The following is a 26,165-nucleotide window of genomic DNA, read 5'->3' as shown; positions in this document are numbered from 1 at the left end:
CCGCGATGTAAAAGAACTGTCGGTCAGGCTTTTATATGTTGTTTATTCTTTTCCCGTTTTCGCTTTGATAAATTCGTACACGATGGGAAGCACGGAAACAATGATGATGCCTAACGCTACATGGGAGAAATTTTCTTTCACAAAAGGAATATTGCCGAAGAAATAACCGGCTCCGGTGAACAGACCTACCCAGGTCAGGCCTCCGATTACATTATAGTGGAGGAACGTGCTGTAATGCATGGTGCCGATACCGGCCACAAAGGGGGCGAAGGTACGGACGATGGGCACGAAGCGGCAGAGGAAAATAGCTTTGGGGCCGTGCTTCTCATAAAACTTCTGTGCCTTTTCCACATGGTCCGGTTTAATCAGGCGGTTGTGGCTTTCCAGCAGTTTCTGGCCGAACTTTTCCCCAATCCAGTAGTTACTGGTATCACCTAAAATCGCGGCTGTCAGGCATATGGCAAACAGGGTTCCGAAATGCAGGCTGTTGGCAGTAGCGGACAGGGCGCCGCAGGCGAACAGCAGGGAGTCTCCCGGCAGGAAAGGCGTGACGACCAATCCGGTCTCGCAGAAGATGATCATGAACAGGATGAAATAAATCAGGGAACCGTACGAAGCCATCACCACGGGAATGTATTTGTCAAAATGCATGATGTATTCGCTGAAATAAAAGGGAATTTGGCTGATGTCCATAAAAAGAAAAACCTCCGGTATTCATAATTATAAGGGATGCAAAATAATGTATCCGTCTGGAAATTTGACAAATGCGTGGGCCTCCGGCCCGCATTTTTAATTTATTTTTTGTACAACGCCAATGTATTGTATCATATTTTTGAAAAGAATGATATAATTATTTATTATTTATAATAGTGTGCTCTGTTAAATTTTGGGTTTTGCTGGTTTTCTAAAAATGACTGAAGAAAACAAACGTTAAAATTTTGGAGGTAGCAATGAGTGAAACAGTATGCTGGTGCGGCAGCGGCAAACCGTATGAAGATTGCCACAAAGAAATAGAAGACGAGATCCGGCTGCATCAGCTGGCAGGGGAGGAAGTACCCACACGCCAGATGATCAAAACGCCGGAACAGATTGCCGGGATCCGGGAAGCTTGCAAATTGAATACCGCCGTGCTGGATGAAGTGGCAAAATATATCAGAAAAGGAATAACGACGGAGGAGATTGACCGGATCGTGTATGATTTTACGGTGGCTCACGGGGGCATTCCGGCGCCGTTGAATTTTTGCGGCTTTCCTAAAAGCGTCTGCACGTCCATTAACGACGTGGTGTGTCACGGTATTCCTTCGGAAAAGGTGGTGCTGCGTTCCGGAGATATCGTGAATATTGATGCATCAACGATTTTGAACAATTATTACGGAGATGCTTCCCGTATGTTTGAAATCGGCCGTGTGGATAAAAGAGCTAAAGATCTGGTGGCCATAACCAAAGAATGCCTGAAACGGGGTCTGGCAGCGGTAAAGCCCTGGGGACACCTGGGGGATATCGGCGCGGCCGTTTCCCAGCTGGCCCATAAGCATGGGTACAGTGTGGTGGAAGAATTCGGCGGTCACGGGGTTGGCGTGGAATTCCATGAGGATCCGTTTGTGGCCCATGTGGGCAAAAAAGGAACCGGTATGCTGCTGGTCCCCGGTATGATTTTTACCATCGAGCCAATGATCAATACCGGAAGAAAAAATGTTTTCATTGATGAAGCGGATGACTGGACGGTGTACACGGAAGACGGCGGCCTTTCCGCCCAGTGGGAATACACGGTACTGGTGACGGAGACCGGCGCGGAAGTGTTATCCTGGTAATGTATACTTGTATACATGAAGAAAACCTATTGATTTTTTTGAGACAATTGTTTAAAATTGTCTCATATTAAGAAATATTAGAATAAAATAACGGGTGCATGATGTATGCGGAAAAATGACCGGGCGGCGCCGTCCGGTATGCCGAAGGAGTAACACTATCAGGCGTTCTGGTGAACACGAAACCGCATGCGGACACAACTCTGGAGATACCCATTCAGTTGGGAGCCGAAGGTGCAAGGGTGAAAATCCCAATCTCTCAGGCAAAAGGACAGGGTCGGTTAAGGTGGTAACTCCATCTTGTTGAAGCAAAAGCTTGATAGCATTGCCGGCCCTGGGAATTTCCCGGAGGCCGGTTATTTTATGAAGGGTCCAGATTACAAATGAGGGGTGTCCGGGATGAAAGGCTTTCATGAACGGGATGACGGCGGATAACAAAGGATATCTGCCCGTAAGGGTGTGCTGCGTAAAACGCTGTCGCAAAAAATGAAGGGAAAGGATTTGATCAATTATGGATTGGAAAGCGATTAATGACATTGTTGGAGCGATAGACAGCTTCGTGTGGGGTCCTGCCATGCTGGTCCTGTTGGTAGGTACCGGTATTTATCTGACCTTTAAATTAAATTTCCGCACCTGGCGGAACCTGCCCTATTCGATTAAGAGCGTAATCGGTAAAGACGCCCGTCAGAAAAAAGCCGGCGGTGAAGGCGACGTTTCTTCGTTTAACGCGTTGATGACGGCTCTTTCGGCGACCATCGGTACCGGTAACATCGTCGGCGTGGCCACGGCCATGTTTGCAGGCGGTCCCGGGGCACTGGTGTGGATGTGGCTCTCTGCAGCATTCGGCATCACTACAAAGTACGCGGAATGTATGCTGGCCAGCAAATACCGCGAAGTGAACGAAAAGGGCGAAATGAAGGGCGGCCCTATGTTCACCATGAAGAACGCTTTTAAAAACAAACAGCTGGGTGCGATTTTAGGTTTCCTGTTTGCGCTGTTTACGGTACTGGCTTCTTTCGGCATCGGTAACATGACGCAGGCTAATTCCATTTCCACGGCGTTGGAAAAGACGTTTGCGGTTCCGGTGGCAGCGACCGGTGCAGCCTTGGTGATCCTGTGCATGATTATTATCCTTGGCGGTATCCAGTCCATTTCCAAGGTCGCTGCAATTGTGGTTCCTGTAATGGCCGTATTCTATGTGGTATGCGGTCTGGCCGGTATTCTGGCCAATGCGAGTGAAATCCCCCACGGTCTGTATCTGATCTTCACCATGGCGTTTAATCCGCAGGCGGTTGGTGGCGGCGTACTGGGCGCAATTACCGTAAGCGTAATGAATGCAATGCGGTACGGCGTAGCCCGCGGTTGCTTCTCCAACGAAGCCGGTTTAGGTTCTGCGGCTATCGTAGCGGCTTCTGCCCATACGGACGACCCGGTTCGTCAGGGGTACATCAACTCCACCGGTACGTTCTTTGATACCATCGTCATCTGCTCCATCACCGGTCTGGTCATTGCATCTTCCGGCATGCTGGGTACTGTGGATGAAAAAGGCGTAGCTCTTTCCGGTCTGACCCTGACTATCGCGGCCTTTGAAAAATTTGTAGGTCCGGTAGGCAGATACATCGTATCCATCGGTATCGTCCTGTTTGCCTATTCCACCATTTTAGGCTGGGAGTATCAGGGCGAAAAGTGCTTTGAGTACCTGTTCGGCAGCGCAAAATTCAATGTAGTGTACCGTGTGATCTTCTGTCTCATCACCTACATCGGCGCTACCCAGGCACTGGAACTGGTTTGGAACCTGGCGGATATTTTCAACGCGCTGATGGCGATTCCGAACCTGATTTCCCTGCTGGTACTGGCAGATATAATCAAAGAGGAAACGGAACGGTATCAACCGATTCTGGAAGCTGAAAAAGCCGGCGTCGGCGTACAGCATGCTACGAAAGGCGAAGTAGAGGAACTGCGTGATATGACGCTTGCCATGGAAGAGAAGATTGAAAAGACACAGAAGAGAGTAGATAATCTGGAAAAGAAGATGAACAAAGTAGAAGCGACCGTTAATAAGATGAGGAAATAATTTTTCTAAAATTCCTTTGCATAAATGATAAAGAATGCCGGGAAGATTGAAACGGAAATATTCCCCGTTAAGAGAACAATAAAATAAAGTTTTGAGGCGCTGGCGACTGGTGTTGTCAGCGCCGTTTTGTTGGTTTCTTGCCCAAAAGAAACGTAATAAATCGACGGTTTCGTATTCTGTTTACGGTAAGTTTGTGGTAAAATAATGAAGCGGTTCACTGTAAAAAGAAATCATTTTACAAACGTTTGATTTTTACATAGATTTTGGAGGACTGATGGATACTCTTGCAAACCTGAATCCGCAGCAACAGGCTGCGGTGGAACATATTAACGGGCCTATGCTGATTCTGGCAGGGGCCGGCAGCGGAAAAACCAAAGTGCTGACCTGCCGCATTGCTCACCTGCTGGAACTGGGTGTGTCGCCCTATAAAATCCTGGCGATCACCTTTACCAACAAAGCGGCCAAAGAGATGCGTGACCGGGTAGACGCCATGGTAGGCCCGGCGGCGAAAGATGTCTGGCTGTACACCTTCCACGCTTTCTGCGCCCGGTTTCTGCGCCGGGAGATAGAAGTGCTGGGAACCCACAAAAGTAATTTCGCTATTTATGACGCGGCGGATCAGAAGAACTTATTGAAATCCATTCTGAAGGATATGAATCTGGATGAAAAACGGTTTCCGCCGGCAGCGTTGCAGAATGCGATTTCCAATGCCAAGAACCAGATGCAGAATGCATCGGCTTTTGCCAAACTGGCAGGCGACTTTTTTGAACAGAAGGCAGCAGAGGTTTACGAATTATACGAAAAACGGCTGCTGGCCAACAATGCCATGGACTTTGACGATCTTCTGATGCTGACGGTAAAAATTCTGGCGGAATGTCCTGAGGTGCGGGAAAAATATCAGCAGCGTTTCAGTTACATTATGATCGACGAGTATCAGGATACCAACCGGACCCAGTACCTGCTGACCCGCTATCTGGCGGGGGATGAGGGCAACCTGTGCGTAGTGGGCGATGCGGACCAGAGTATCTACGGCTGGCGCGGCGCAGATATCCGTAACATTTTGGATTTTGAAAAGGATTACCCCAAAGCGAAACTGCTGAAGCTGGAACAGAATTACCGTTCCACTACGGTCATACTGGATGCGGCCAATGCGGTGATTGAAAACAATACGGGACGCAAGCCGAAAAAGTTGTGGACCAAAAACGAAGCGGGTGCAGCCATCACCTATTACAATGCCATGGACGAGCGGGACGAAGCCCGATTCGTGGTGGAGCAGGCCCAGATGCTGATTCGCAGCGGGAAATTTTCTTACGGGGATATGGCGGTCCTGTACCGCACCAACACCCAGTCCCGTGTGTTTGAAGAGATGCTGATCAAAAGCGGCATCAGTTACAGTATGGTAGGCGGGGTGAAATTTTACGACCGGAAAGAAATCCGGGACGTGATGGCCTACCTGAAATTGTTGTACAATCCCTATGACGCGCTGAGTCTGCAGCGGATCATCAATGTGCCCAAACGGGGCATCGGGCAGACTACGATTAATAAATTGCAGGATTATGCCAATGCCCGGGGGATATCATTGTTTGAAGTCATCACTAACGCAGCGGCGGTGCCGGGCTTAAGTCCGCGTTTTATAGCCAGGCTGGAAGAAATGAGCAGCCTTATCTTTGACTTGATTGCAGAGGTGGACACGGTTCCGGTGGAGCAGCTGATTGATGATGTGATGCACAAGACGGGGTACCTGGAAGAACTGCAGGCAGAGCGTACGCCCCAGTCTGAGAGCCGGGCGGAGAATCTGCAGGAACTGATCAGCGTGGCACAGGATTTTCTGAAGGATGCAGGGGAAGAGAAAACACTGGCTCGTTTCCTGGAACATGTAGCGCTGGTTTCCGACATTGACGATGCACAATTAGATAATGACAAATTTACCTTGATGACGCTTCATTCTGCCAAAGGCCTGGAGTTCCCGGTGGTGTTTCTGGCCGGGATGGAAGAAGGACTGTTCCCCCATTCCCGCAGCCTCATGGACGATGAACAGATGGAAGAGGAACGGCGGCTGTGTTATGTGGGCATTACCCGTGCCAAGCAGATTCTGTACCTGACCGGAGCGAAGACCCGCACTATCTACGGGCGCACGAATTATTCCGTTCCCTCCCGGTTTTTGGAAGAAATCCCGGAAAAGCTGGTGCGTGAGTATCACCGGCCATCGCTGGTAAGTACGGGTTATCGCAATACGGACGGTTATAAAAACCGGGGTTACGGACAGGGCGGCTATTCGGACAGTGGTTTTGGCGGTCCCCGTCAGGGTGGGCGAAGCGGTTACAGGCAGTCTGGTTATAATAGCAATAGCTATTCCTATGATGATGAAGGCGGCTCCATCATTGGCGGAGGCCATGGCAAGCGTACAGTTCCCGACAGCAGGGTGAGTGCCTCCCTTAGTGAACGTTTTAAAGAAGAAAGCAAAAAGACAAGTGGTCTGTTCAGTAAAATCCATACGGATTTTGTGCCGGAAAAACCGGCGGATGCTGCAGCAGACTTTGCGATTGGTGACAGAGTCAGTCATAAGAAATGGGGCGAGGGAACCATCGTCAGCGTGAAAAACTCGCCGGACGGGCAGGAAGTGAAGGTTGCGTTCGTCGGCGCGGGCGTTCGAAGCCTGCTGACAAAATATGCTATGCTGAAAAAGCTGTAACAGACATCGAGAGGATTTTTTATGGAAGAAAAAGATACAGTACAGTATAAAGCAGCAGAATTGAAAGACGGAGAAACAAAAGAATCGTTGCTGCGGGAGGCGGATGGGCTGCGCATGCAGATTCGGCACCATGAATACCAGTACTATGTGCTGGACGCGCCGGAAATCAGTGACGCAGAATATGATGCGCTGACCAACCGGCTCCGTTCCATTGAAGCACTGTACCCGGACGAAGTACCGCCGGATTCTCCCACGCGGCGCCCCGGCGGATACGTAGCGCCGGGCTTCACCCAGGTAAAGCACATGGTGCCCATGCTGAGCCTTGGCAATGTGTATAACGCGGAGGAAATGGGGGATTTCGACCAACGGGTACGGAATGCCCTGCCAGCCGGAACCGAAGTCAGTTATGTGCTGGAACCGAAAATCGACGGGCTGGCCTGCAGCCTCATCTATGAAAACGGCTGGCTGGTACGGGCTGCGACCCGGGGTGACGGGGAAGTAGGCGAAAACGTAACGACAAATGTTCGTACCATAAAAAGTATTCCCCAGCGCCTGCGTGTCCCTGCCGGGGAAGAAGTGCCGGAATTGCTGGATGTACGGGGCGAGGTGTATATGTCCCGGGAAGCATTCCTGCGTCTGAATGAAGAACGGGTAGAAGCCGGGGAAGCGGAATTCGCCAATCCGCGGAATGCCGCGGCGGGCAGTCTGCGGCAGTTGGATCCTGCCGTTACGGCCAGGCGTTCCCTCAGCTTTTTTGCCTATTACCTGAAAGGGCCGGAGGAACCGGAAACCCAGGAAGAGTGTCTGCGTAATCTGGAGAAATACGGTTTTACCACACCGGAACACTGGTGCGTGGCACATACAAAAGAAGAAATATTACAGTTCATTGAAGAACATGACAAACGCCGCCGTGAACTGGCGTATGATACGGACGGCGCAGTGGCGAAGGTCAACGCGGTGTGGCAGCAGAAACTGCTGGGTGCTACGGGAAAAGATCCCCGCTGGGCCATAGCCTATAAATATCCGCCGGAGCAGGCCCGCACAAAATTAGAAGATATCGTGATCCAGGTGGGGCGCACGGGAGTGCTGACGCCGGCTGCGGTGCTGACTCCTGTGAAATTATCCGGCAGTACCGTAAGCCGCGCTACTCTCCACAATGAAGATTTTATTCTGGAGAAAGATATCCGAATCGGCGATACGGTCATCATCAACAAAGCGGCGGAAATCATCCCCGAGGTACTTTCCGTTGTAAAAGAACTGCGACCGGAATCTGCGGTGCCGTTTGTCATGCCCGGGGAGTGTCCAGAATGCGGTTGGGCGGTGACCCGCAAAGAAGGAGAAGCGGCTTATCGCTGTACCAATCCCCATTGCCCTGCGCTGGGCCGGGAAGGCCTGATTCATTTTGCATCCCGGGACGCCATGGATATTGAAGGCTGCGGCCCTGCGGTAATCAACCAGCTTTTGGATGCAGGACTGGTGAAAACGCCGGCAGATTTGTATGAACTGAAAGAAGAGCAGCTCCTGACGCTGGACCGGATGGGGAAAAAATCGGCGGACAATTTATTGAAAGCTATTGAAAAAAGCAAGCAGCAGGGACTGGACAAACTCCTTTTCGCACTGGGAATCCGTCACATTGGCGCAAAAGGCGGTCGGCTTTTGGCCCTGCAGTATAAAACCATGGATGCATTGATGGAAGCTTCTGCAGAAGAACTGGCTGCAATCAAGGATATTGGCTCCGTCATTGCGGAAAGCGTGGTGACATGGTTTGCCAATCCTCTGAACCGGGAATTGGTTGACCGTCTGAAAATGGCCGGCCTGAATATGGAAATGCAGGCCCAGAATGTCAATGAAAGCCACCCCTTTTACGGAAAAACACTGGTATTTACAGGTACGATGCCCACGCTGGACAGGGCTACGGCCCAGACTATGGCCCAGGATGCGGGCGCCAGGGTCAGCGGCAGCGTGAGCAAAAAAACGGATTTTGTGATTGCTGGCGCTGAAGCGGGAAGCAAGTTGGAAAAAGCCCGCTCTTTAGGTGTTACAGTGATTGATGAAGCGGAGTTTCTGCGATTGTTGCACGGTATTTCTGAAGCGTCTGGCGGAGCAGTTGCGGAAACCGCTGCTGTGCAGGAAACAGTTACAGAAGTTTCCGTCGGAACAAAACAAAAGAATGTAGGTCTTGAGAAAACGAATCTTGCCGGGCAAAAAGAGGATCCCCCGGAAGTGGAAGAAGGAAATCTGTTTGCCGACTTGGAGGGAGAGAACTCGTGAAGAAAATTATGAATTGGCTGGTTGTGTGTTTGCTCCTTGTTATGGGAGTTACCGGCTGCGGCTTCTTTAAGACTGTTGTCGAAGATCCGTTTATCGGTAACTGGATCGGCCTTGTAAAGGTGCCCGGTATGGGAAAAGCACTGCTGCGGGTCAATATTGAGCCGGCAGATAACGAAAGATACCGCGTTCATGCTACGGCTGAAAATTTCCAATTGAAAAAAGAAAAAGGGAAGCCGGTTCCCAAAGAGAAGGTATTCGTTTGGCAGAGGGGAGCGGAAATGAGCTTCACGGGACAGCTGGAAAACGATACACTGCAGCTGAACCGGATGATGCAGCTGAGCCTTATACTGAGCAAAGCGACCGGTCGCTTGCATTTCCCGGACGGAACAGAAATCAGCAGGGATACGGGAAAAGAATATCCGGTCATGAAAGAAGAACTGCGAAAGCTGATGCAGGAAAAATATCCGGATGCCAGCTTTGAAGAGCAAAAGAAAGAATGAGTCTGCCGGTTTATGAACAGGTAAAAGATAACATCTGAAATAAATCTGTGAAAAAGAAGACTTATCTTTCCTCTTATAGACAAATTGTGATATAATAACATGTATGTTTTTTCAGGCGTAACACTTAATGAATAGTAGGATGGTGAAAACATGAAAGTAACGGAAAAAGATGTGAAATACATCGCTGCTCTTTCCCGACTGGAAATTTCAGATGAGGAAATGCCCAAGTTTACAGAACAGTTCAATCAGATTCTGAACTATGCTGATATTTTGGAAAAAGTTGATACAACCGGTATCGAACCGACCTTCAGTATCCTGCCCCTGTACAATGTGCTTCGGGAAGATGTGCCGCAGGAAGGCGTGGCCCACGAGGATGCGCTGAAGAATGCGCCGGCGGTACATAATGACGGATTTAAAGTTCCGCGTGTGATCGAGTAAGGGAGGCAAGGACTGTGAAGTTATACGAAAGCACCGTTCATGAGTTGCATGAACAATTGCAGAATAAACAGCTCAGCTCGGTAGAGCTGACCAAAGCGGTTTATGACCGCATCGAGGAAGTGGAAGACAAAGTCGGCGCCTATGTGACGCTGGACAAAGAAAACTCACTGACCCAGGCAGCCAAAGTGGACGCCATGATTGCCACCGGCGAAACCATCAAACCGTTGGCAGGCATTCCGGGCGCCATCAAAGACAACATCAGTACCAAAGGACTGCGCACTACCTGCTCGTCTCATATTCTGGATAATTTTATCCCGGTGTATGATGCTCATGTTATCGCTAACCTGCGTAAAGATGAAACTATTTTTCTGGGCAAGACCAACATGGACGAATTCGCCATGGGTTCCACCACGGAAACCTCGTATATGAAAAAGACCCATAACGCATGGAATCTGGACTGTGTTCCCGGCGGTTCTTCCGGTGGCAGCGCGGCAGCTATTGCGGCCGGCGAAGCCATCTGGTCCCTGGGTTCCGATACCGGCGGATCCATTCGCCAGCCGGCTTCTTTCAACGGCGTGGTTGGCATTAAACCGACCTACGGCCGTGTGTCCCGTTACGGCTGTGTTGCGTTTGCGTCTTCTCTGGATCAGATCGGGCCTATCACCCGTGACGTAACCGACGCGGCCATCGTACTGAACACCATTTGCGGCGTGGATGCCCATGACTCCACTTCACTGCCGGTGGATGTGCCTGATTTCACAAAAGCCCTGCGGCAGGATGTAAAAGGCCTGCGCATCGGCCTGCCGAAAGAATACTTTGGCGAAGGCATTAATGCCAAAGTCAAAGAGCAGATTATGCTGGCGGTGGAAAAATACAAAGAGCTGGGCGCGGAAATCGTGGAAGTTTCTCTGCCCCATACGGAATATGCTGTCATCACGTATTACATCATTGCCCCGGCAGAAGCGTCTGCCAACCTGGCACGCTATGACGGCGTACGTTACGGCTATCGCAACAAAGAGGCCAAGAGCGCGCCGGAAATGACGAAACTGAGCCGTACGGAAGGCTTTGGCAGCGAGGTAAAACGCCGCATCATGCTGGGTACTTATGTATTGAGTTCCGGTTATTACGATGCATATTATAAGAAAGCGATGCAGGTTCGCACCCTGATTCGCAAAGACTTTGACGAAGTGTTCCGGAACGTGGATGTGCTGCTGACTCCTACTTCGCCTGTTACCGCTTATCCGCTGGATGGTAAGATGGATCCCCTGGCAATTTACATGCTGGACGTAACCACCATTCCTGTTAACATGGCAGGTCTGCCCGGTATCTCCATTCCCTGCGGCTTTGCGGACGGTATGCCGGTAGGCCTGCAGCTGATCGGCAAGGCGCTGGATGAAGAAACCCTGCTGCGGGCTGCTTACACCTTTGAGCAGGCGACGGAATTTCATAAAGCGGTAGCGCCGTTGGGAGGTAACAAATAATGAAAAATTATATTACTGTCATCGGTCTGGAAGTCCATGCCGAATTAAAAACAAAAACCAAAGCGTTCTGCTCCTGCTCCACGGAATTCGGTGCGGAACCAAACACCCATGTGTGCCCGGTCTGCCTGGGCATGCCCGGCGCTCTGCCTGTGCTGAACAAGCGGGTGGTTGAATTCGCAATCCGTGCCGGTCTGGCCCTGAACTGTGACATTCAGAAGTTCAATAAGATGGACCGTAAGAATTACTTCTATCCCGACCTGGCGAAGAATTATCAGATTTCCCAGTGGGATGAACCCATCTGCCTGGGCGGGCATATTGATATCCGGGTCAACGGTGAGAAAAAACGCATCGGCATCACCCGCATCCATATGGAAGAAGATGCCGGCAAGCTGGTGCACAGCGGCCTTACCATCAGCACTTCCGATTCTTCTGCAGTTGACTATAACCGCGCCGGCGTACCCCTGATTGAGATTGTATCCGAACCGGATATGCGCAGCGCCGCGGAAGCCCGCGCGTATATGGAGCAGCTGAAGGCGATTCTGGAATACACGGACGTCTGCGACTGCAAAATGCAGGAAGGCAGTCTCCGCTGCGATGCCAATATTTCCGTTATGCCGGAAGGCGCAACGGAATTCGGTACCCGCGCCGAAATCAAAAACCTGAACTCTTTCCGTGCGCTGGAACGGGCCATCGAGTATGAAGTGGAACGCCAGATTGAAATCGTGGAAGACGGCGGCCATGTAGTGCAGGAGACCCGCACCTGGGACGATGCCAACGGCGTGACTCTGTCCATGCGTTCCAAGGAAGAAGCCCACGATTACCGTTACTTCCCGGAACCTGACCTGGTACCGATTAATCTGGACCAGGCCTGGATCGACGAAATCAAAGCGACTCTGCCGGAACTGCCTTCAGCCCGCAAGGAACGGCTGCTGGCAGAAGATGTTCCGGAGGACAATGCGGATATCATTGTGGCCAGCAAAAAGGTGGCGGATTATTTTGATGAAGGTACCAAAGCCACGAAGAATCTGAAAGCCCTGTCCAACTGGCTGATCGGAGATGTCGCCGGCTACCTGAACGCGGAAGGCATTGAAATCGACGATCCGGAATTCAAGATTACACCGGATCATCTGGGTGAGCTGGTGAACCTGATTGATAAAGGCGTACTTTCCAGCAAACTGGCCAAGCAGGTCTTTGCGGAGATGCTGAAAGATAATGAGGCGCCGGAAGCACTGGTGAAGAAGCTGGGTCTGGAACAGGTCAGCGACGTGGGCGAACTGGGTAAACTGGTAGACGAAGTAATTGCTGCCAATCCTCAGTCCATTGCGGACTTCAAGGCCGGAAAGAAGAAGGCCCTCGGTTTCCTGGTGGGGCAGATTATGAAAGCTACCCATGGAAAAGCAAATCCGGGCATGGTCAACAAGATGTTAATGGAAAAATTGCAATAAGATTTAGCAAACATAAAGAAGCTGCTGGCAGTTTTTGTCAGCAGTTTTTTTATTGGGTCCGTGTGTGTTTGGCACAGAATAATCTTTGCTTCATTTCCATGCATGAATTTGTTATAATTATAATTAAGATTAAACATTTCGGGATAATATCCTTGTTGATGATAGAAAAAATCCTTTTGGGAAGAGGGTATCAGCATGAAAAAAACACTGAAAGGTCTGCGGAATCTGGAAGAACTGATCACAGAACAGGGAATGGCTGGGCTTGATTACCTCAGCATGAGTATCGGTTATGACGGGAAGGCGTATTTCCTTTTCTCATCCAAAATTCCGGACCGCATTGACGGGATGTTCGTAAACACTGTAGCAAATGCGGAATACACAGCATTGGTCGTTACCCCGTCCTGGGAGAGCGGCGAACTGAAAAAGGTGGAAAGGATCAATTTCGGGAGGCATGTGATGAACTTCCGTTTCCTCCGTCCCGTTCCCGACGGTTCTTTCCTTCTGTTGGGCTCAAGATGTATGTATTCGAAGAAAAACGGTCCCGAAAAAAACGCAGTATTTCTTGACAGGGAGGGAAATGTATTACGTACATTCACCTTTGGAGACGGTATCGCAGACTGTATTGTCAGGGATGACGGGCTCATTATCACAAGTTATTTCGATGAGGGCGTGCTTGGAAACTACGGCTGGGACGACCCCATCGGCAGCTGCGGCCTGTGTGGGTGGACAACGGACGGAAGGAACATCTGGCGTTGCGAAAGAGATATATTGGACTGCTATGCTATGAATATCGATGCGGACGGAAATCTGTGGTATTACTACTACACTGATTTTCAGCTTGTCCGAACAGATTTCAGAACCGAAACAGAGTATGACCCGATGGTGGAAGGCGCAAGCTGTTTCGCAGTGGCAGGACAGGGCAGGTTTCTGATCATGGACGGTGGGTATGATGACCCGGATTCATTCTATGTGAGCAAGATCAACGGAGGTCAGATTGAAGACACGGAACCGCTGGAATTTGTCAGGGAGGACGGAACTGCTGTCCCGGCAATCCCTCAGGTCTTTAACGGTGCGAAAGCTATCGTGCTGGCTGGGGATGGGAGCATCGGTTTCGCGGACTTTTCGGAAATGGGATGACCAGAAAGCGGACAGCAATAATACATTATAGCAAAGGGGAATGAATATGAGAGATATTGACGATCAGGAATGGAAAGCATATGTAACGAAATGCACAACCGGGGAATGGCCTGTTCCCCCGGGCTTTGTCAGTGACAAGAACAACTGGCTGTGCCGCGCCATTGTAGGTCGGGTGCTGTACTTCATTAAGGATGTGGAAGGCGCTCTGACGGTGTTAAGCACCTTCATCAACGATGTGGAACCGGACATGGACGATCATCCGGACCAGGGAATGTGTGAAGCGGAGCATTTTGTGCTGAGCCTGCGGGATATTTCGGAAATCATCTGGAAGCTGACAAAAAACGGAGACGCGGCGTTGCAGTATCTGGACAGAGCGTTTAAAATCTGCCGGAAATTTCCCTACCGGTTTCACACGGAAGCCCGGGGAGATATCTGGTACCGGCGGCTGAACATTCTGGCAGAAAGCGGCAGACTGGAACAGGCTGTTGCCGAGGCGGAAGAGATGGTGACAAATGAAAAACAGGAATCTCATACGCCAAAGCCCATTATTCCCGACCCCTTATATGAAAAGGTGAACCCGTATATTTTTTACAGCCTGCGCTTTTTGGCGGAACAGAAACACAAGAAGGGTGAAACCGCGAAAGCCTGTATGATATTTGCGGAAGCCTACCGGTATTTCCCTTTGTCGGCAGCAGGTGTCAGGGACGTAACCAAGGCGATGGAAACGAAAGACTGGGATGAGCAGTATAAGGCCTGGATCTTCTGTACGACCTATCAGTATCTGCCCTGGGAAAAACAGCCGGTTGTTAGCCTGAGAGACTGAAACAGTGATTTGTTGCTGTTTTATTTAAACCGGGTCCCGTTGTGAAGAAGTTTATCAGAGATAGAGAAACAGGGATTGCAATTATGGAAAAACAAATTACCGATATCCTGCGGAATCTGATAGCCTGCGCCAGTGTGACCAATACGGAAAAGGAAACCGTTGCGGAAACATGGATGCTGGATTTTTTTAGAAAACAGTCATACTTTCAAACGTATCCGGAACGGTGCGGGCTGTTCCCCATACCGGGCGACCCGTTGCACCGGAATACCGTATGGGCGCTGGTAAAGTGTGATGGATTGGATAATGAAGAGCAAGATGGCAAAGCGCCGGAGAATGATGTAACAGCAGCGGAAGATAAAAATGCAGCGCTGACCGCAGTACAGGCGCCTACGGTAATTTTTATGGGGCACCATGACGTTGTACCGGCAGATGTGTACGGTGATGCTGCTCCCTGGGCTTTTGACCTGGATAACATTGCAGCGCATTTGAATAAAGAAAACCTTTCTGCGGAAGCCTATACGGACCTTCTGTCCGGGGAGTGGCTGTTCGGCAGGGGCTGCTGCGATATGCTGGGGGGCACGGCTGTCCAGATGGCATTGCTTGCAGAGCAGGCAGAAAAAGTATTGCAAAAGACTGACAAAAGCAAAAAGACGCAAAATGAAAAGAACGTGATGGCGGATAAACCGGTGAAAACGTTGCGGCCCAACCCGGACGAAACCGTTGTGGACGACGGGGATGAAGAAGAGGTGTATGGCCCGGGTAAAGCAGACACATGTGGCGCCCTTTTGTTTCTCTCTGTTCCGGATGAAGAATCTTTTTCCGCTGGCATGCGGGGCTCGCTTTCCTTGCTGGAAGGTCTGAAAGAAAAATTTAATTTGGACTACCGTCTGGCCATCTGTGCGGAACCTAATCAGCGGCTGGCCGACGGAAAGACGCAGGTGGTTTATTCCGGCAGTATTGGCAAACTGCTGCCGGTTTTGCTGGTGCAGGGTAAACTGGTGCAGGTGGGCAGTTACCGGGAAGGGGTCAACCCGCTTGGCATTCTGTCACGAGTTGTGGCAGCCACCGAAGGAGATGAAACGTTTACGGAAAGGTACGGGGAGGAAGTCTCCGTTCCTCCGGTGTGGATGTACCTCCGGGATTTGAAAGAGGGCTATGATTTTTCCCTGCCGAAGCGTGCGGCAGGCTATTGTAATGTGCTCACGTTTCAGAAGACACCGGCCCAGGTGATGGCCTACTTTTTGGGAAAAATCAAAGGGGTATTGGAAGAGGTAAGCCATCCGGTTACGGTGATGACATGGGTGACCTTATGGCAACAGGCAAAACAGCGCAGCGGGTTTGAACAATTCTGGCAGGAGACAGAACGGAAGAAAAGGGAACTGCTGCAGGCGGAACACAAAACATTTCCGGAAGTTACCCTGTGGCTGATGCAACGCACGTTGGATTTTCTGAATTTTGATCAACCGGCAGTGGTCTTTGGCTTTGCACCGCCCTATTATCCGGCGGTGCGTAGCGAGGAAATGAAAGACGACGCCAGGTTTGCAGTATATAAAAAATCATTGTCTGCCTTACAGGAAGTTAGGATGAAAACGTATTTCCCGGGTGTGTCCGACTGCAGCTACTGCGGAATTCCGGAGGGAACACAGAATCCGGTGTATCAGGTCAATACGCCCTTATGGGGAAATGAGTATCATTTTGCCGTGGATGCGCTGGCACGGCTGCAGATACCGTTCTTTTTGTTCGGCCCCTGGGGCAGGGATCTGCACCAGGCCGGGGAACGGGTCAACCGATACAGCCTGACGGAGGAATATCCTGCGGTTTTGCGGAAACTGCTGCATTGCGTATGGTAGTCATTGTGCAAAAATAATTGGGCCTCTTGCTGGTCTGAATTTTCCTGTGCCATATTACGCAATTTAGTTCTTTGCAGTTCCTAACAAAATAAAAAAGTGTTATAATTTATGATATAGAAAAATTTTGAGGGGGAAACCGATGTATAACAAAGTTGATGAAAAATTTCTTGCAGGCCTGCAGGCTATTGTGGGAAAAGAACACGTGTATGCGGATCCGGACACGCTGGATCAGTACAAAACAGATGAAGAGACAGATCCGTCCAAGTTCCATACGCCGGAAGCGGTAGTGGCTCCCGGTTCTACAGAGGAAGTGGCGGCCATTGTAAAGCTGGCCAATGAAGCCAATATCCCGATTACCGTGCGCAGTGCCGGCACCAGCCTGTCGGACGGGGCAATTGCGGTCTGCGGCGGCATCATTCTGCTGATGGGACGGATGAACCGGATTCTGGAAGTGAACACGGAAGGGTTGTATATGGTTGCGGAAGCCGGCGCCCTGGTGAAGGATTGCCAGACTGCCGCAAAAAAACATGACCTTGTGTATGCCGGTGATCCCAGCAGTGCGGAGACCTGCCAGATCGGCGGGAACCTGGCCACCAATGCCGGCGGTATCAAGGCGATCCGCTACGGTGTTACCCGGGATCAGGTGTACGGTATGACCGTTGTATCCCCCATGGGTGAAATTCTGCATGTGGGCGCCTGCCTGAAAAAGAAAACTACGGGCTATGCACTGGAACAGTTGATCATGGGTTCGGAAGGTACACTGGGCATCATTACGGAAGTTACCCTGAAACTGCAGCCCCTGCCTCCGTACCGGTTTGACGTGCTGGCCATGTTTGACACTGTGGAAAAGGCTGCCCGTCTGGTTCCCACTGTAATTAAAGCGGGATTGAATCCCACCAGCATTGAGTTTATGGACAACAGTTTTGTGCGCAGTACTACGACTTTCTGCGAAACGGACGTTCCGCACCGGGACATTGCCAACTTTGTTTATGTAACGGTGGAAACCTTTGATGAAAACCAGCTTGACACCGGACTGGAAAAATTAAGCGAGCTGTGCGAAGAGGCCGGCGCGCTGGAAGTGCTGGAAGCAGACGACCGTCTGTGGACCCTGCGCCGCAGCTGCCAGGAATCCCTGCGGATCCTGTCTGACGTGACCATTACAGACGATTTCGTGGTTCCGGTCCATAAAGTGGCGGAGACGATTGAACATGTGAAAGCGATGGGGGATCATTATCCTTTTGAAGTCATGGTGCTGGGCCACGCCGGGGACGGCAATCTGCACGTCTGCATGTGCCGTAAGGATCTGACAGAAGAAGAGTGGAATGAGAATGTGGAAAAATTCCATAAAGAAGCATATCCATACGTTTACAGTTTAGGAGGCCGTTTATCCGGTGAACACGGAATCGGCGCCAAGAAACTTCATTATATGGAAGAGTACACCGAACCGTCTGAACTGGAATATATGCGTATGATCAAGCGGGCGGTGGACCCGAAAAATATCCTGAATCCCGGGAAAATTTTTAACGTATAAATTAAAAGTTTATTATAAAGGAAATTGTTGTATTTTTTGGCGTCCTGCTTGTGATACAAGCAGAAAAACAGAACGCCGGTAAAGGAGCGTTTGTATGGCAAAGTATAATCCCGTTACCCCGGAATTGCTGGAAGAACTGAAAAAGGTTGTAGGCGGGGCAAATGTAAAAACGGATGCAGAAACCCTGGACCGTTTTAAAACGGACGAAGAGACGGATCCCCGCCTGATGCACCTGCCTGAAGTTGTGGTCTGGGTCAACAGCACGGAAGAAGTTGCGGCAGTCATGAAACTGGCCAACCAATTTGTGGTTCCGGTAACGCCCCGCAGCGCAGGCACCAGCGTTTCCGACGGCGCGATTCCCGTATTGGGCGGTATCGTGCTGAACATGGAAAAAATGAATAAGATTATTGAAATCAACGAAGACGCCATGTATGCTGTAGCCGAAGCCGGTGCGCGTACCATCGATATCCAGATGGCCGCCAAAGCAAAAGGTCTGCTGTACGCGGGCGACCCCTGCAGCGCGGAAAGCTGCCTCATCGGCGGCAACATCGCAACCAACGCCGGCGGCAACAAGGCGGTACGCTACGGCACCACCCGGCACCAGGTGTATTCCGTAGAAGTGGTAACGCCTACCGGAGAGATTACGACCCTGGGTTCCCGTCTGAAAAAGTGCAGCACCGGGTACTGCCTGGAACAGCTGATCATGGGTTCGGAAGGCACGTTGGGCATTATTTGCAAGGCGACCCTGAAGCTGTTGCCGCTGCCTCCGTACAAAGTGGACGTAGCCGCGGTATATGACGATCTGGATAAGGCCGTAACCCTGGTACCGAATCTGGTAAAGGCCGGACTGGAGCCTACCAGTGTGGAATTCATGGACAGTAACTTCCTGAAGAGCTCCTGTGAATACAGTGAGATCAAGCTGCCTCATTGTGATGAGGGCGTGTGCTATCTTATCGTCAGCATGGAAACCTTCAATGAAGACGAGGTAGATGCCAAAATGGAAAAACTGGCGGAAATCTGTGAAGAATCCGGCGCCATTGATGTGCTGGAAGCAGATGAGCGTGTCTGGACCGTTCGCCGCAACTGCCTGGAATCTACCCGTTCCTTAAGCAAGATTGCCCAGTCCGATGATCTGGTAGTGCCTGTTGACCAGATTGCCAATTGCATCAAACGCCTGACGGAAGAAGCAAAGAAATACGATTTTACCATGTTCTGTCTGGCTCACGCCGGCGACGGAAACCTGCACTTCCAGCATATGAAGGGCGATATGAGCGACGAAGCCTGGGAACAACAGCAGCACGCCTTCCATGAAACCGCTTATTCCTACGTGTACAGCCTGGGCGGCCGTATCTCCGGCGAGCACGGCATCGGCGCGAAGAAAGTTTACGCGATGGAAAAATACACCGACCCCGTGGAGCTGGCGATGATGAAAGCCATAAAAAAAGCCCTGGATCCGCTGGATATCCTGAATCCGGGCAAAGTGATGAATGTATATTGATTAGTGTTGCAATCATCATAATTGCAGGGACAGATAACTGCAAGACGGTGCTGCCCCTGCTTAAACAGAGAAGCAGTGAGTGATTTTAAAGGAGAATCTGCAAATGTTTTCCAGAGTAATGCTGGCCTTGGACCTTTCGGAACTTACCCCCCGTATGCTGGATGTGTTTTACAGCATCTGCCTCAGTCCGGAAACGGAAGTGCATCTGCTTCACGTTGTCAAAAGACCTGAAGATTATGCCAAAACCTCTCCCTATTACAAAAAGACATACAGTCGTTTAAACGGTCTGGCGCAGGATATAAAGAACGCCGGATATGATAAGGTAGAAATATTGTGGGAGAGCAATCCGGATGTGCTGAACGGCATTCAAAAAGCAGTTGACCAGTACGATATCAACCTGCTGATCATGGCGTCCCATGGCAAGGGCCTCTGGGCCAGTACGTTCCGGGGCAGCAGCACCTTCAACGCAGTGCGTGCCATTGATATCCCCACTCTTGTAGTAAAAGGTGATTACAAGTGCAGCGATTATCTGCAGCGTATCCTGTTACCAACGGATTTCTCCCGGAAATCCCTGATTGCCCTGAATTTTATCCGCAACCTGCGGGAAAATGTGGGGGAAGTTATCTTCGTGCATGTGATTGAAGGAGTCCGGGGCGACGACGAACTGCTTGAAAACAAAGAAATGGCAGAGGATATGCTGGTGGAGCTTTGCAATGAAATGCAGAACTTCGGTATAAAATCCCGCTATGTCATTGCCGACGGCGGCGCCGCTTCCAAGGAAATCTGCAAACTGGCCGAAGAGGAAAACTGCAGCCTTGTCATCACCGGGAAAACCGGGGCAGGTCCCATTAAGGGACTGCTGATGGGAAGCACAGCCCAGAATATTTTGCTGAATTCCGGGCGTACTCTCTGGGTAATGCCGGACGAAGAGAGTGACGAGTAAGCAGTGTGGCTGCGCACACAGGAAAACAACCGATTATCTTTTCCTTTGGAACCGGCTTCTTGGACGGTGGTTGTAAAAAACGCTTGACAGAACAGGGAAATATCCGTATAATATTTTACGTGGCTGACATTCAGCCACGTATTTATAATTTAAAAGCCCTACAACCGGAGAGATGACCGAGCGGTTGAAGGTGCACGCCTGGAAAGCGTGTGTACGGGAAACCGTACCGAGGGTTCGAATCCCTCTCTCTCCGCCATTAGAAAACAAGTGCCGCACAGCGGCTTTTTTCTTCTAACGTATAGATATCAGGAAAAGGTTTTTCTGTACGACTGTAGTGGCAGGTCCTGCGCGATGGAGGCCTGTGAACCGTGTCAGGTCCGGAAGGAAGCAGCACTAAGCGGATCCCTTCATGCGCCGCGGGGGTGCCTGCCCTGCGGTCTTACAGGAAAACCGGCAGAAAGCAGTCCGTGAAGGGCTGCTTTTTGTATTTCACGATAAATTCATTGTTATTTGCGCTGTTTTTTACTATAATATTAGAATAGAATGTGAAACCGATTCCGTAAGAAGAAAGGATGTGCGACATGGCTTACCAAACCCTATATCTGCGCTGGCGTCCGTCCAGCTTTGATACGCTGGTGGGACAGGCTCCTGTCAAACAGGCGCTGATGAATGCATTGTCCAGCGGCCGTATTGCGCATGCTTATCTGTTTACCGGACCCCGCGGTACGGGAAAAACTACTACGGCGCGTATTTTCGCGAAAGCGCTGAACTGCCAGAACGGACCTACCAACCATCCCTGCGGCGAATGCCTGAACTGTCGGCAGATTACTGATGGCAGCGCACTGGACGTACAGGAGTTGGATGCCGCTTCCAACCGTGGCGTGGACGATATTAAAAATCTGAACAAGAACGCAGACTTTGCACCGGTCAATTGCCGGTATAAAGTGTATATCATCGACGAAGCCCACATGCTGACCACGGAGGCCTGCAACGCGCTGCTGAAAACCCTGGAAGAGCCTCCCGAACATGTGGTATTTATTCTGGCTACGACGGAGCCCCAGAAGATTTTACCGACCATTCATTCCCGCTGCCAGCGGTTTGATTTCCATCCGATCACTCAGGAAGAAATCGTGGCTCATCTGCAAAAAGTGGCGGAAGGCAGCGACATTAAAGCGGAAAAGGAAGCGCTGGAGCTAATTGCGGCGGCTTCTGAAGGCGGCATGCGCGACGCGTTGAGCCTGCTGGAGCAGTGCGGCGTCATGGCGGAAACGGTTACGGCGGAAACGGTCCGTTCCGTCCGCGGTATCATTGGCCGGGAAATTTTGCGGGAGCTGGTTGGTGCGGTGGGGCAGCGTGAGGTTGCTTCTGCCCTGACGATTTTTGACCGGCTGCTGATGCAGGGCAAGGACATCAGCCAGATCCTGATCGAACTCTCCGGCTATATGCGGGCGTTGCTGTTGTACAGGGCAACACCGGAATATCAGCCCATTTACGTGACCGATACGGCGGAAGAACTGGCGAAGCTGGCAGAGCTGTATACCGGGGAACGGATCCTGGCAGCCCAGGAGATTATTCATCAGGCTATGAATGAGCTGCGTTTTACAGCCCGTGGCAGGGTTACTGCCGAGATGTGCCTGTATGATTTATGCCGTGAGGATAACCGGACGCTGAAAACACTGGCGGCCCGGGTCAATCAGCTGGAACGGGAGATGGCGGCCCTGAAAGCCGGCGGACTTACGGCGGCGGTTCCGCAGGAACCGGCCGGCATTACTGCGCCGGCAGTAGTTGCAAACGTAAAACCGGCAGAGGCTTCAAAAACGAAATCTGTAGAAGTTACGAAAGCAAAACAAGCAGAAGCTTCAAATGCACAACCGGCGGAGCCGGTTGAGAAACCGGTTCAGCAAAAACCGAAAGAAGAGGCGCCGGTTGTTCCGGTAAAAACACCGCAACCGCAGCCTGTTGCAACTGAAGCTAAAAAAGAAAAAGCCAAAACGACGGTTACCGAAGAAACGAAAGTCGCGGCATCTCCTGCCGGCAATAATCCATCGGCAATACCTCCGGTTGTTCCGGGGAATACAGATGTGCCGGGCGCCGGTAACGGCTCTTCTGACCAAGGTTATACTCCTTACGCTGGCGATTGGGCTACGGGAGATGAATATTGGACCCGGACCATGGAAATATTGAAAGCGGAACGAAAGCAATCCATTGCAGCCTGTGCTTCCCACGGGTATGTGATGGCCTATGAGAATCAAACGCTTATCGTTGGCTTTAAGATGAAATATTTATGCGAACGTCTGCAGAAACCCGATTACCGGGAAGTAGTCGAAGATGTTTTGCTGCGGGTGGCGCGGGTGCCTGTACGGCTGCAGTGTGTGGAGGATACGGGCGGAAAACCTGTCGCAAAGAGCTCTGCAAAAAAAAGCTCGGCAGCGGCTCCCGGAAAAAGCAACACCCCGGCAAAAGGAGAAGCGCAACCGAACGTATTCGATAGTACAAAAAAAGCTATGGAAATGTTCAATGCAACATTGCATAAGGTATAGTTACAGATTTTAGAGAAGCGCGGAAAAATGAAAAAAGTTTTATGGCGCTGTGCATTATCATAGAAAAAACATAAATACGATTTATAGTAAATTGACAGGAGGACGACAAGATGAAAGGTATGAAATTCCCCGGTATGGGCGGTATGGGTAATATGCAGGGCATGTTGCAGAGAGTACAGAAGATGCAGGCTGATATGCAGAAGGTGCAGGCAGATCTGCAGGCCCGTACCTTTGAAAGTACGGCAGGCGGCGGTGCGGTAAAGGTTACCGTAACGGGCAAAAAAGAACTGACAAGCGTTGTATTGGATCCCCAGGTGGTAGATCCGGAAGATGTGGAGATGTTACAGGATTTAATTCTGGCTGCGGTAAATGAAGCCATGCATCAGGTAGATACTGTTTCGGAAGAAGAAATGAACAAGGTGACCGGCGGCCTCAAGATTCCGGGAATGTAAAATGGCAGGACTGATAAAACCGCTGAACAGTGTGTATGATCAGTTCCGGCGTCTGCCGGGAGTGGGAAACAAATCAGCGCTGCGACTGGCCTATCATATTATTGATATGCCGGAAGATGAGGTGCGGCGGCTGGCTGAAACACTGTTGCAGGCGAAACGGGAAATCCGGTTCTGCAAAGAATGTTTTAACCTGACTGACGGCGATATATGTGAGATTTGTGCGGATACGGAACGCGATCACAGCACGATCTGTGTGGTGGAACAGCCGCAGGATGCCATGGCCATGGAACGCAGCCATGGTTATACAGGCGTTTATCACGTACTGCACGGATGTCTGTCGCCGCTGGACGGTATAGGACCGGAAAATCTGCGGATCAAAGAGCTGTTGTTCCGGCTTGAAAAAGAGGACGTGAAAGAAGTCATCCTTGCTACCAACAGCAATGTGGAAGGAGAAGCAACCGCATCCTATCTGGCGCAGCTTCTGCGGCATCAGCCCGTGATGGTCAGCCGTATTGCCCGGGGACTGCCCATGGGCGGAGACCTGGAGTATGCAGACGAGGTCACGCTGGCCAAAGCACTGGAAAACCGTACCCCAATCAAAGAATAAGGGAAATTCAATTTGTCCTGGGAAACGACAGTTTTATGAGTATGAATTGCCAAGCCTGTTGGTCAAGAGGTTTGGCCCGGAAGAAAAGGAGGCAGTCATGGAAATTATAGCTTCGATCGGTTCACTGGCTATTGGTGTAGTGATACTGTATATCATCGTTAAACTGCTGGCATTGCCGTTCAAGCTGGTCTGGAACGGAATCATCGGCGCTGTTATGCTGTGGCTGGCAAATCTGCTGGGCGGTGCGCTCTTTAACGTGACGATCCATATTACCATTATCAAGGCGCTGATAGCCGGTTTCTTTGGAATACCCGGTGCTGCGGCAGTAATTTTATGGGATTTGTTTGTTAAATAAAAAACAGGTTTATCGATTCTGATTATTCCGCAAAGGAAAGAAGAGCGGAATGGAGGATGAGTCATGAGCGGTTTACATGCAATGGCTGCATGGATTCAACAGGAGACCAGTGCCCGCCGTCCCGGTCTGGATCAGACAGGCGTGGTGATGCGGACAGCCTCGGTTCTCCTGTTGTTGCTTCCGGGGAAAAACGGACCGGAGCTGTTGTTTGAAGTCCGTTCCGGCAAATTGGGCTGGCAGCCCGGGGATATCTGTTTCCCGGGCGGTCGCAGGGAAAGCAGCGATCGTAATTATGCGGCAGCGGCGGTACGGGAAGCTTCCGAGGAACTGGGGGTTCCGTACAAAGATATACAGCTTTGCGGTACCCTTGATTTTTTTGCGGCTCATAACGGGTTTATGGTCTACCCGTTTGTCGGAATCTGGGACCCGGAGACGGTTTCGGAAACGCCGGATGCGGTTTACAGGCAATGGGATTATAACCGGGATGAAGTTGCGGAACTGTTTAGCGTTCCGCTCTCCTGGTTTTTACAGCATGAGCCCCGGATCGGTACGGCCCACATACAGGTTACCCGGAAAGACGATTTTCCGTTTGAACTGGTGCCACATCTGGACCCCCATAAAGATTTCCATCAGGAGTATCCGATTTACTTTTATCAGTACGGGGATAAAGTGATCTGGGGCATGACTGCCGCAATTTTACACAGTTTTCTTGAACGCTTCGGAAAGGGGTTAGCAGACTTTGCGTAAGATATTTTTTCTGATTGTGGCAGCGATTGCCGCTTTTATGTGGGGCGATTTTTCACTTGACAAAATTTCGGAGCTGGAATTTTTATCCGGAAAGAGAAATATTGTCGTGATGGGCTGCGATATCCGCAAAGACGACGCAGGGCGCAGCGATACCCTGTTTGTCGTGATGATGGATAAAAGCGATAAAAAAGCAGCCCTGCTCTCTGTTCCCCGGGACACCCGGGTGAATATCAAAGGACATGGCTGGGATAAAATTAATTCGGCCTTCGCCTATGGAGGACATAAACTGACGCAGGAAACCGTGCAGGATTTTCTGGGCATCAAACTCCATAATTATGTAGTTGTGGATTTCCAGGGGTTTAAAGGTCTTGTAGACGCGGTAGGCGGCGTGGATATCAACGTGGAAAAGCGTATGTATTATTACGATCCGTATGCCGATTTCGAAATAGACCTGCGGCCCGGCAACCAGCACATGGACGGAAAAACTGCCATGCAGTACGTCCGTTACCGCGATGAAGAAGGGGATATCGGGCGGATCCGCAGGCAGCAGAAATTTATTATGGCATTATACAAACAGATTGCATCGAAGAACATCCTGGCCAAAATGCCCGGTGTTTCCAAACAGATCATGTCCATGATCAAGACAGACCTTTCGTTAAAAGAAATGGTTGAGCTGGGGAAAGCGATGCACGATATGATGGAAACGGACGGGCTGAAAATGGCCATGGTGCCGGGGACTCCGAAATATATCGACGGCATCAGTTACTGGATTCCTGACATTCCCAAAATGCGCCAGCAGATGGCGGAAATGCAGGGAGTCAAAATGTCAGAAAAATTCAGAGAGAATACAAAAAAGTTGGAAGAGGATTACAAAAAATCCGCTAAAAAATAAGAAAACAGTATTGAAGTTTTCAATGATTTATGATATATTATAAATACAATAAAACAGCCCCTCATTTGGCCCTTCTAGCAA

21 protein-coding genes, 1 tRNA gene, 1 other RNA gene and 1 riboswitch are annotated in these 26,165 nt (G+C 50.5%); of the genes, 22 read left to right on the top strand and 1 reads right to left on the bottom strand.

Annotation, left to right across the window (positions count from 1 at the left end):
* Positions 1-42: 42 nt before the first annotated feature.
* The gene (locus QZV31_RS10160; protein ID WP_295360196.1) at positions 43-693 is read right to left on the bottom strand and encodes a DedA family protein; all 651 of its coding nucleotides are present in this window, start codon (positions 691-693) and stop codon (positions 43-45) included.
* A gap of 257 nt (positions 694-950) precedes the next feature.
* On the opposite strand from QZV31_RS10160, the gene QZV31_RS10155 reads away from it, so the two are divergent.
* The 22 genes from QZV31_RS10155 to QZV31_RS10050 all read left to right on the top strand — a co-directional run bounded on the left by QZV31_RS10155 (position 951) and on the right by QZV31_RS10050 (position 26,084).
* A complete protein-coding gene (locus tag QZV31_RS10155) occupies positions 951-1,811 on the top strand; it encodes a methionyl aminopeptidase (protein ID WP_295360194.1) in 861 nt (286 codons plus the stop codon).
* 190 nt (positions 1,812-2,001) lie between these two features.
* Positions 2,002-2,093: riboswitch (glycine riboswitch) on the top strand.
* Between the two features lie 226 nt (positions 2,094-2,319).
* Positions 2,320-3,882, top strand: a complete 1,563-nt coding sequence (locus QZV31_RS10150) for a sodium:alanine symporter family protein (RefSeq protein WP_295360191.1) — start codon at positions 2,320-2,322, stop codon at positions 3,880-3,882.
* Positions 3,883-4,153: 271 nt separating this feature from the next.
* The gene (gene pcrA, locus QZV31_RS10145; RefSeq protein WP_366508715.1) at positions 4,154-6,574 is read left to right on the top strand and encodes a DNA helicase PcrA; all 2,421 of its coding nucleotides are present in this window, start codon (positions 4,154-4,156) and stop codon (positions 6,572-6,574) included.
* Positions 6,575-6,595: 21 nt separating this feature from the next.
* Positions 6,596-8,845, top strand: coding sequence for an NAD-dependent DNA ligase LigA (gene ligA, locus QZV31_RS10140; protein WP_295360184.1), 2,250 nt, complete (start codon positions 6,596-6,598; stop codon positions 8,843-8,845).
* Positions 8,842-9,345 carry a hypothetical protein gene (locus tag QZV31_RS10135; protein WP_295360182.1) on the top strand — a complete coding sequence of 168 codons (504 nt, stop codon included), beginning with the start codon at positions 8,842-8,844 and terminating at the stop codon, positions 9,343-9,345. The genes ligA and QZV31_RS10135 overlap by 4 nt, the downstream gene beginning before the upstream one ends.
* A 150-nt stretch (positions 9,346-9,495) precedes the next feature.
* Positions 9,496-9,783 (top strand): Asp-tRNA(Asn)/Glu-tRNA(Gln) amidotransferase subunit GatC, encoded by a 288-nt coding sequence (gene gatC, locus QZV31_RS10130; RefSeq protein ID WP_093729875.1) that lies wholly within the window; start codon positions 9,496-9,498, stop codon positions 9,781-9,783.
* A gap of 14 nt (positions 9,784-9,797) precedes the next feature.
* Positions 9,798-11,264 carry an Asp-tRNA(Asn)/Glu-tRNA(Gln) amidotransferase subunit GatA gene (gene gatA / locus QZV31_RS10125; RefSeq protein ID WP_295360178.1) on the top strand — a complete coding sequence of 489 codons (1,467 nt, stop codon included), beginning with the start codon at positions 9,798-9,800 and terminating at the stop codon, positions 11,262-11,264.
* A complete protein-coding gene (gatB, locus tag QZV31_RS10120; RefSeq protein ID WP_295360175.1) occupies positions 11,264-12,709 on the top strand; it encodes an Asp-tRNA(Asn)/Glu-tRNA(Gln) amidotransferase subunit GatB in 1,446 nt (481 codons plus the stop codon). The genes gatA and gatB overlap by 1 nt, the downstream gene beginning before the upstream one ends.
* Before the next feature lie 195 nt (positions 12,710-12,904).
* Positions 12,905-13,846, top strand: coding sequence for a hypothetical protein (locus tag QZV31_RS10115; RefSeq protein ID WP_295360172.1), 942 nt, complete (start codon positions 12,905-12,907; stop codon positions 13,844-13,846).
* Positions 13,847-13,892: 46 nt separating this feature from the next.
* The gene (locus QZV31_RS10110; protein WP_093729879.1) at positions 13,893-14,669 is read left to right on the top strand and encodes a hypothetical protein; all 777 of its coding nucleotides are present in this window, start codon (positions 13,893-13,895) and stop codon (positions 14,667-14,669) included.
* A gap of 83 nt (positions 14,670-14,752) precedes the next feature.
* The gene (locus QZV31_RS10105) at positions 14,753-16,519 is read left to right on the top strand and encodes a hypothetical protein (RefSeq protein ID WP_295360168.1); all 1,767 of its coding nucleotides are present in this window, start codon (positions 14,753-14,755) and stop codon (positions 16,517-16,519) included.
* Between the two features lie 139 nt (positions 16,520-16,658).
* On the top strand, positions 16,659-18,050 hold the full coding sequence (locus tag QZV31_RS10100; RefSeq protein WP_295360165.1) for an FAD-binding oxidoreductase: 1,392 nt from the start codon (positions 16,659-16,661) through the stop codon (positions 18,048-18,050).
* A 94-nt stretch (positions 18,051-18,144) separates the two neighbouring features.
* On the top strand, positions 18,145-19,548 hold the full coding sequence (locus tag QZV31_RS10095) for an FAD-binding oxidoreductase (RefSeq protein WP_295360162.1): 1,404 nt from the start codon (positions 18,145-18,147) through the stop codon (positions 19,546-19,548).
* 103 nt (positions 19,549-19,651) lie between these two features.
* Positions 19,652-20,491: a universal stress protein gene (locus QZV31_RS10090; RefSeq protein WP_295360159.1), complete on the top strand. Its 840-nt coding sequence runs from the start codon at positions 19,652-19,654 to the stop codon at positions 20,489-20,491.
* Between the two features lie 166 nt (positions 20,492-20,657).
* A tRNA-Ser gene (locus QZV31_RS10085) sits at positions 20,658-20,747 on the top strand.
* Between the two features lie 79 nt (positions 20,748-20,826).
* An RNA gene (ffs, locus tag QZV31_RS10080) (signal recognition particle sRNA small type) lies at positions 20,827-20,926 on the top strand.
* A 146-nt stretch (positions 20,927-21,072) separates the two neighbouring features.
* The gene (gene dnaX / locus QZV31_RS10075; RefSeq protein WP_295360156.1) at positions 21,073-23,031 is read left to right on the top strand and encodes a DNA polymerase III subunit gamma/tau; all 1,959 of its coding nucleotides are present in this window, start codon (positions 21,073-21,075) and stop codon (positions 23,029-23,031) included.
* Positions 23,032-23,141: 110 nt separating this feature from the next.
* The gene (locus tag QZV31_RS10070; RefSeq protein WP_366508713.1) at positions 23,142-23,483 is read left to right on the top strand and encodes a YbaB/EbfC family nucleoid-associated protein; all 342 of its coding nucleotides are present in this window, start codon (positions 23,142-23,144) and stop codon (positions 23,481-23,483) included.
* A gap of 1 nt (position 23,484) precedes the next feature.
* Positions 23,485-24,090 carry a recombination mediator RecR gene (recR, locus tag QZV31_RS10065; RefSeq protein ID WP_295360154.1) on the top strand — a complete coding sequence of 202 codons (606 nt, stop codon included), beginning with the start codon at positions 23,485-23,487 and terminating at the stop codon, positions 24,088-24,090.
* A 97-nt stretch (positions 24,091-24,187) separates the two neighbouring features.
* Positions 24,188-24,445 carry a pro-sigmaK processing inhibitor BofA family protein gene (locus QZV31_RS10060; RefSeq protein WP_295360151.1) on the top strand — a complete coding sequence of 86 codons (258 nt, stop codon included), beginning with the start codon at positions 24,188-24,190 and terminating at the stop codon, positions 24,443-24,445.
* Positions 24,446-24,508: 63 nt separating this feature from the next.
* The gene (locus tag QZV31_RS10055; RefSeq protein WP_295360148.1) at positions 24,509-25,192 is read left to right on the top strand and encodes a CoA pyrophosphatase; all 684 of its coding nucleotides are present in this window, start codon (positions 24,509-24,511) and stop codon (positions 25,190-25,192) included.
* Complete coding sequence (locus QZV31_RS10050) at positions 25,185-26,084, top strand: LCP family protein (RefSeq protein WP_295360145.1); 900 nt, start codon at positions 25,185-25,187, stop codon at positions 26,082-26,084. The genes QZV31_RS10055 and QZV31_RS10050 overlap by 8 nt, the downstream gene beginning before the upstream one ends.
* The last annotated feature ends 81 nt before the right edge of the window (positions 26,085-26,165 follow it).

The sequence above is a fragment of the uncultured Succiniclasticum sp. genome (assembly GCF_902793885.1).
Taxonomy (GTDB): Bacteria; Bacillota; Negativicutes; order Acidaminococcales; family Acidaminococcaceae; genus Succiniclasticum.
Note: the sequence above shows the minus strand (reverse complement) of the source record. Positions and strands in the feature narration are given on the sequence as shown.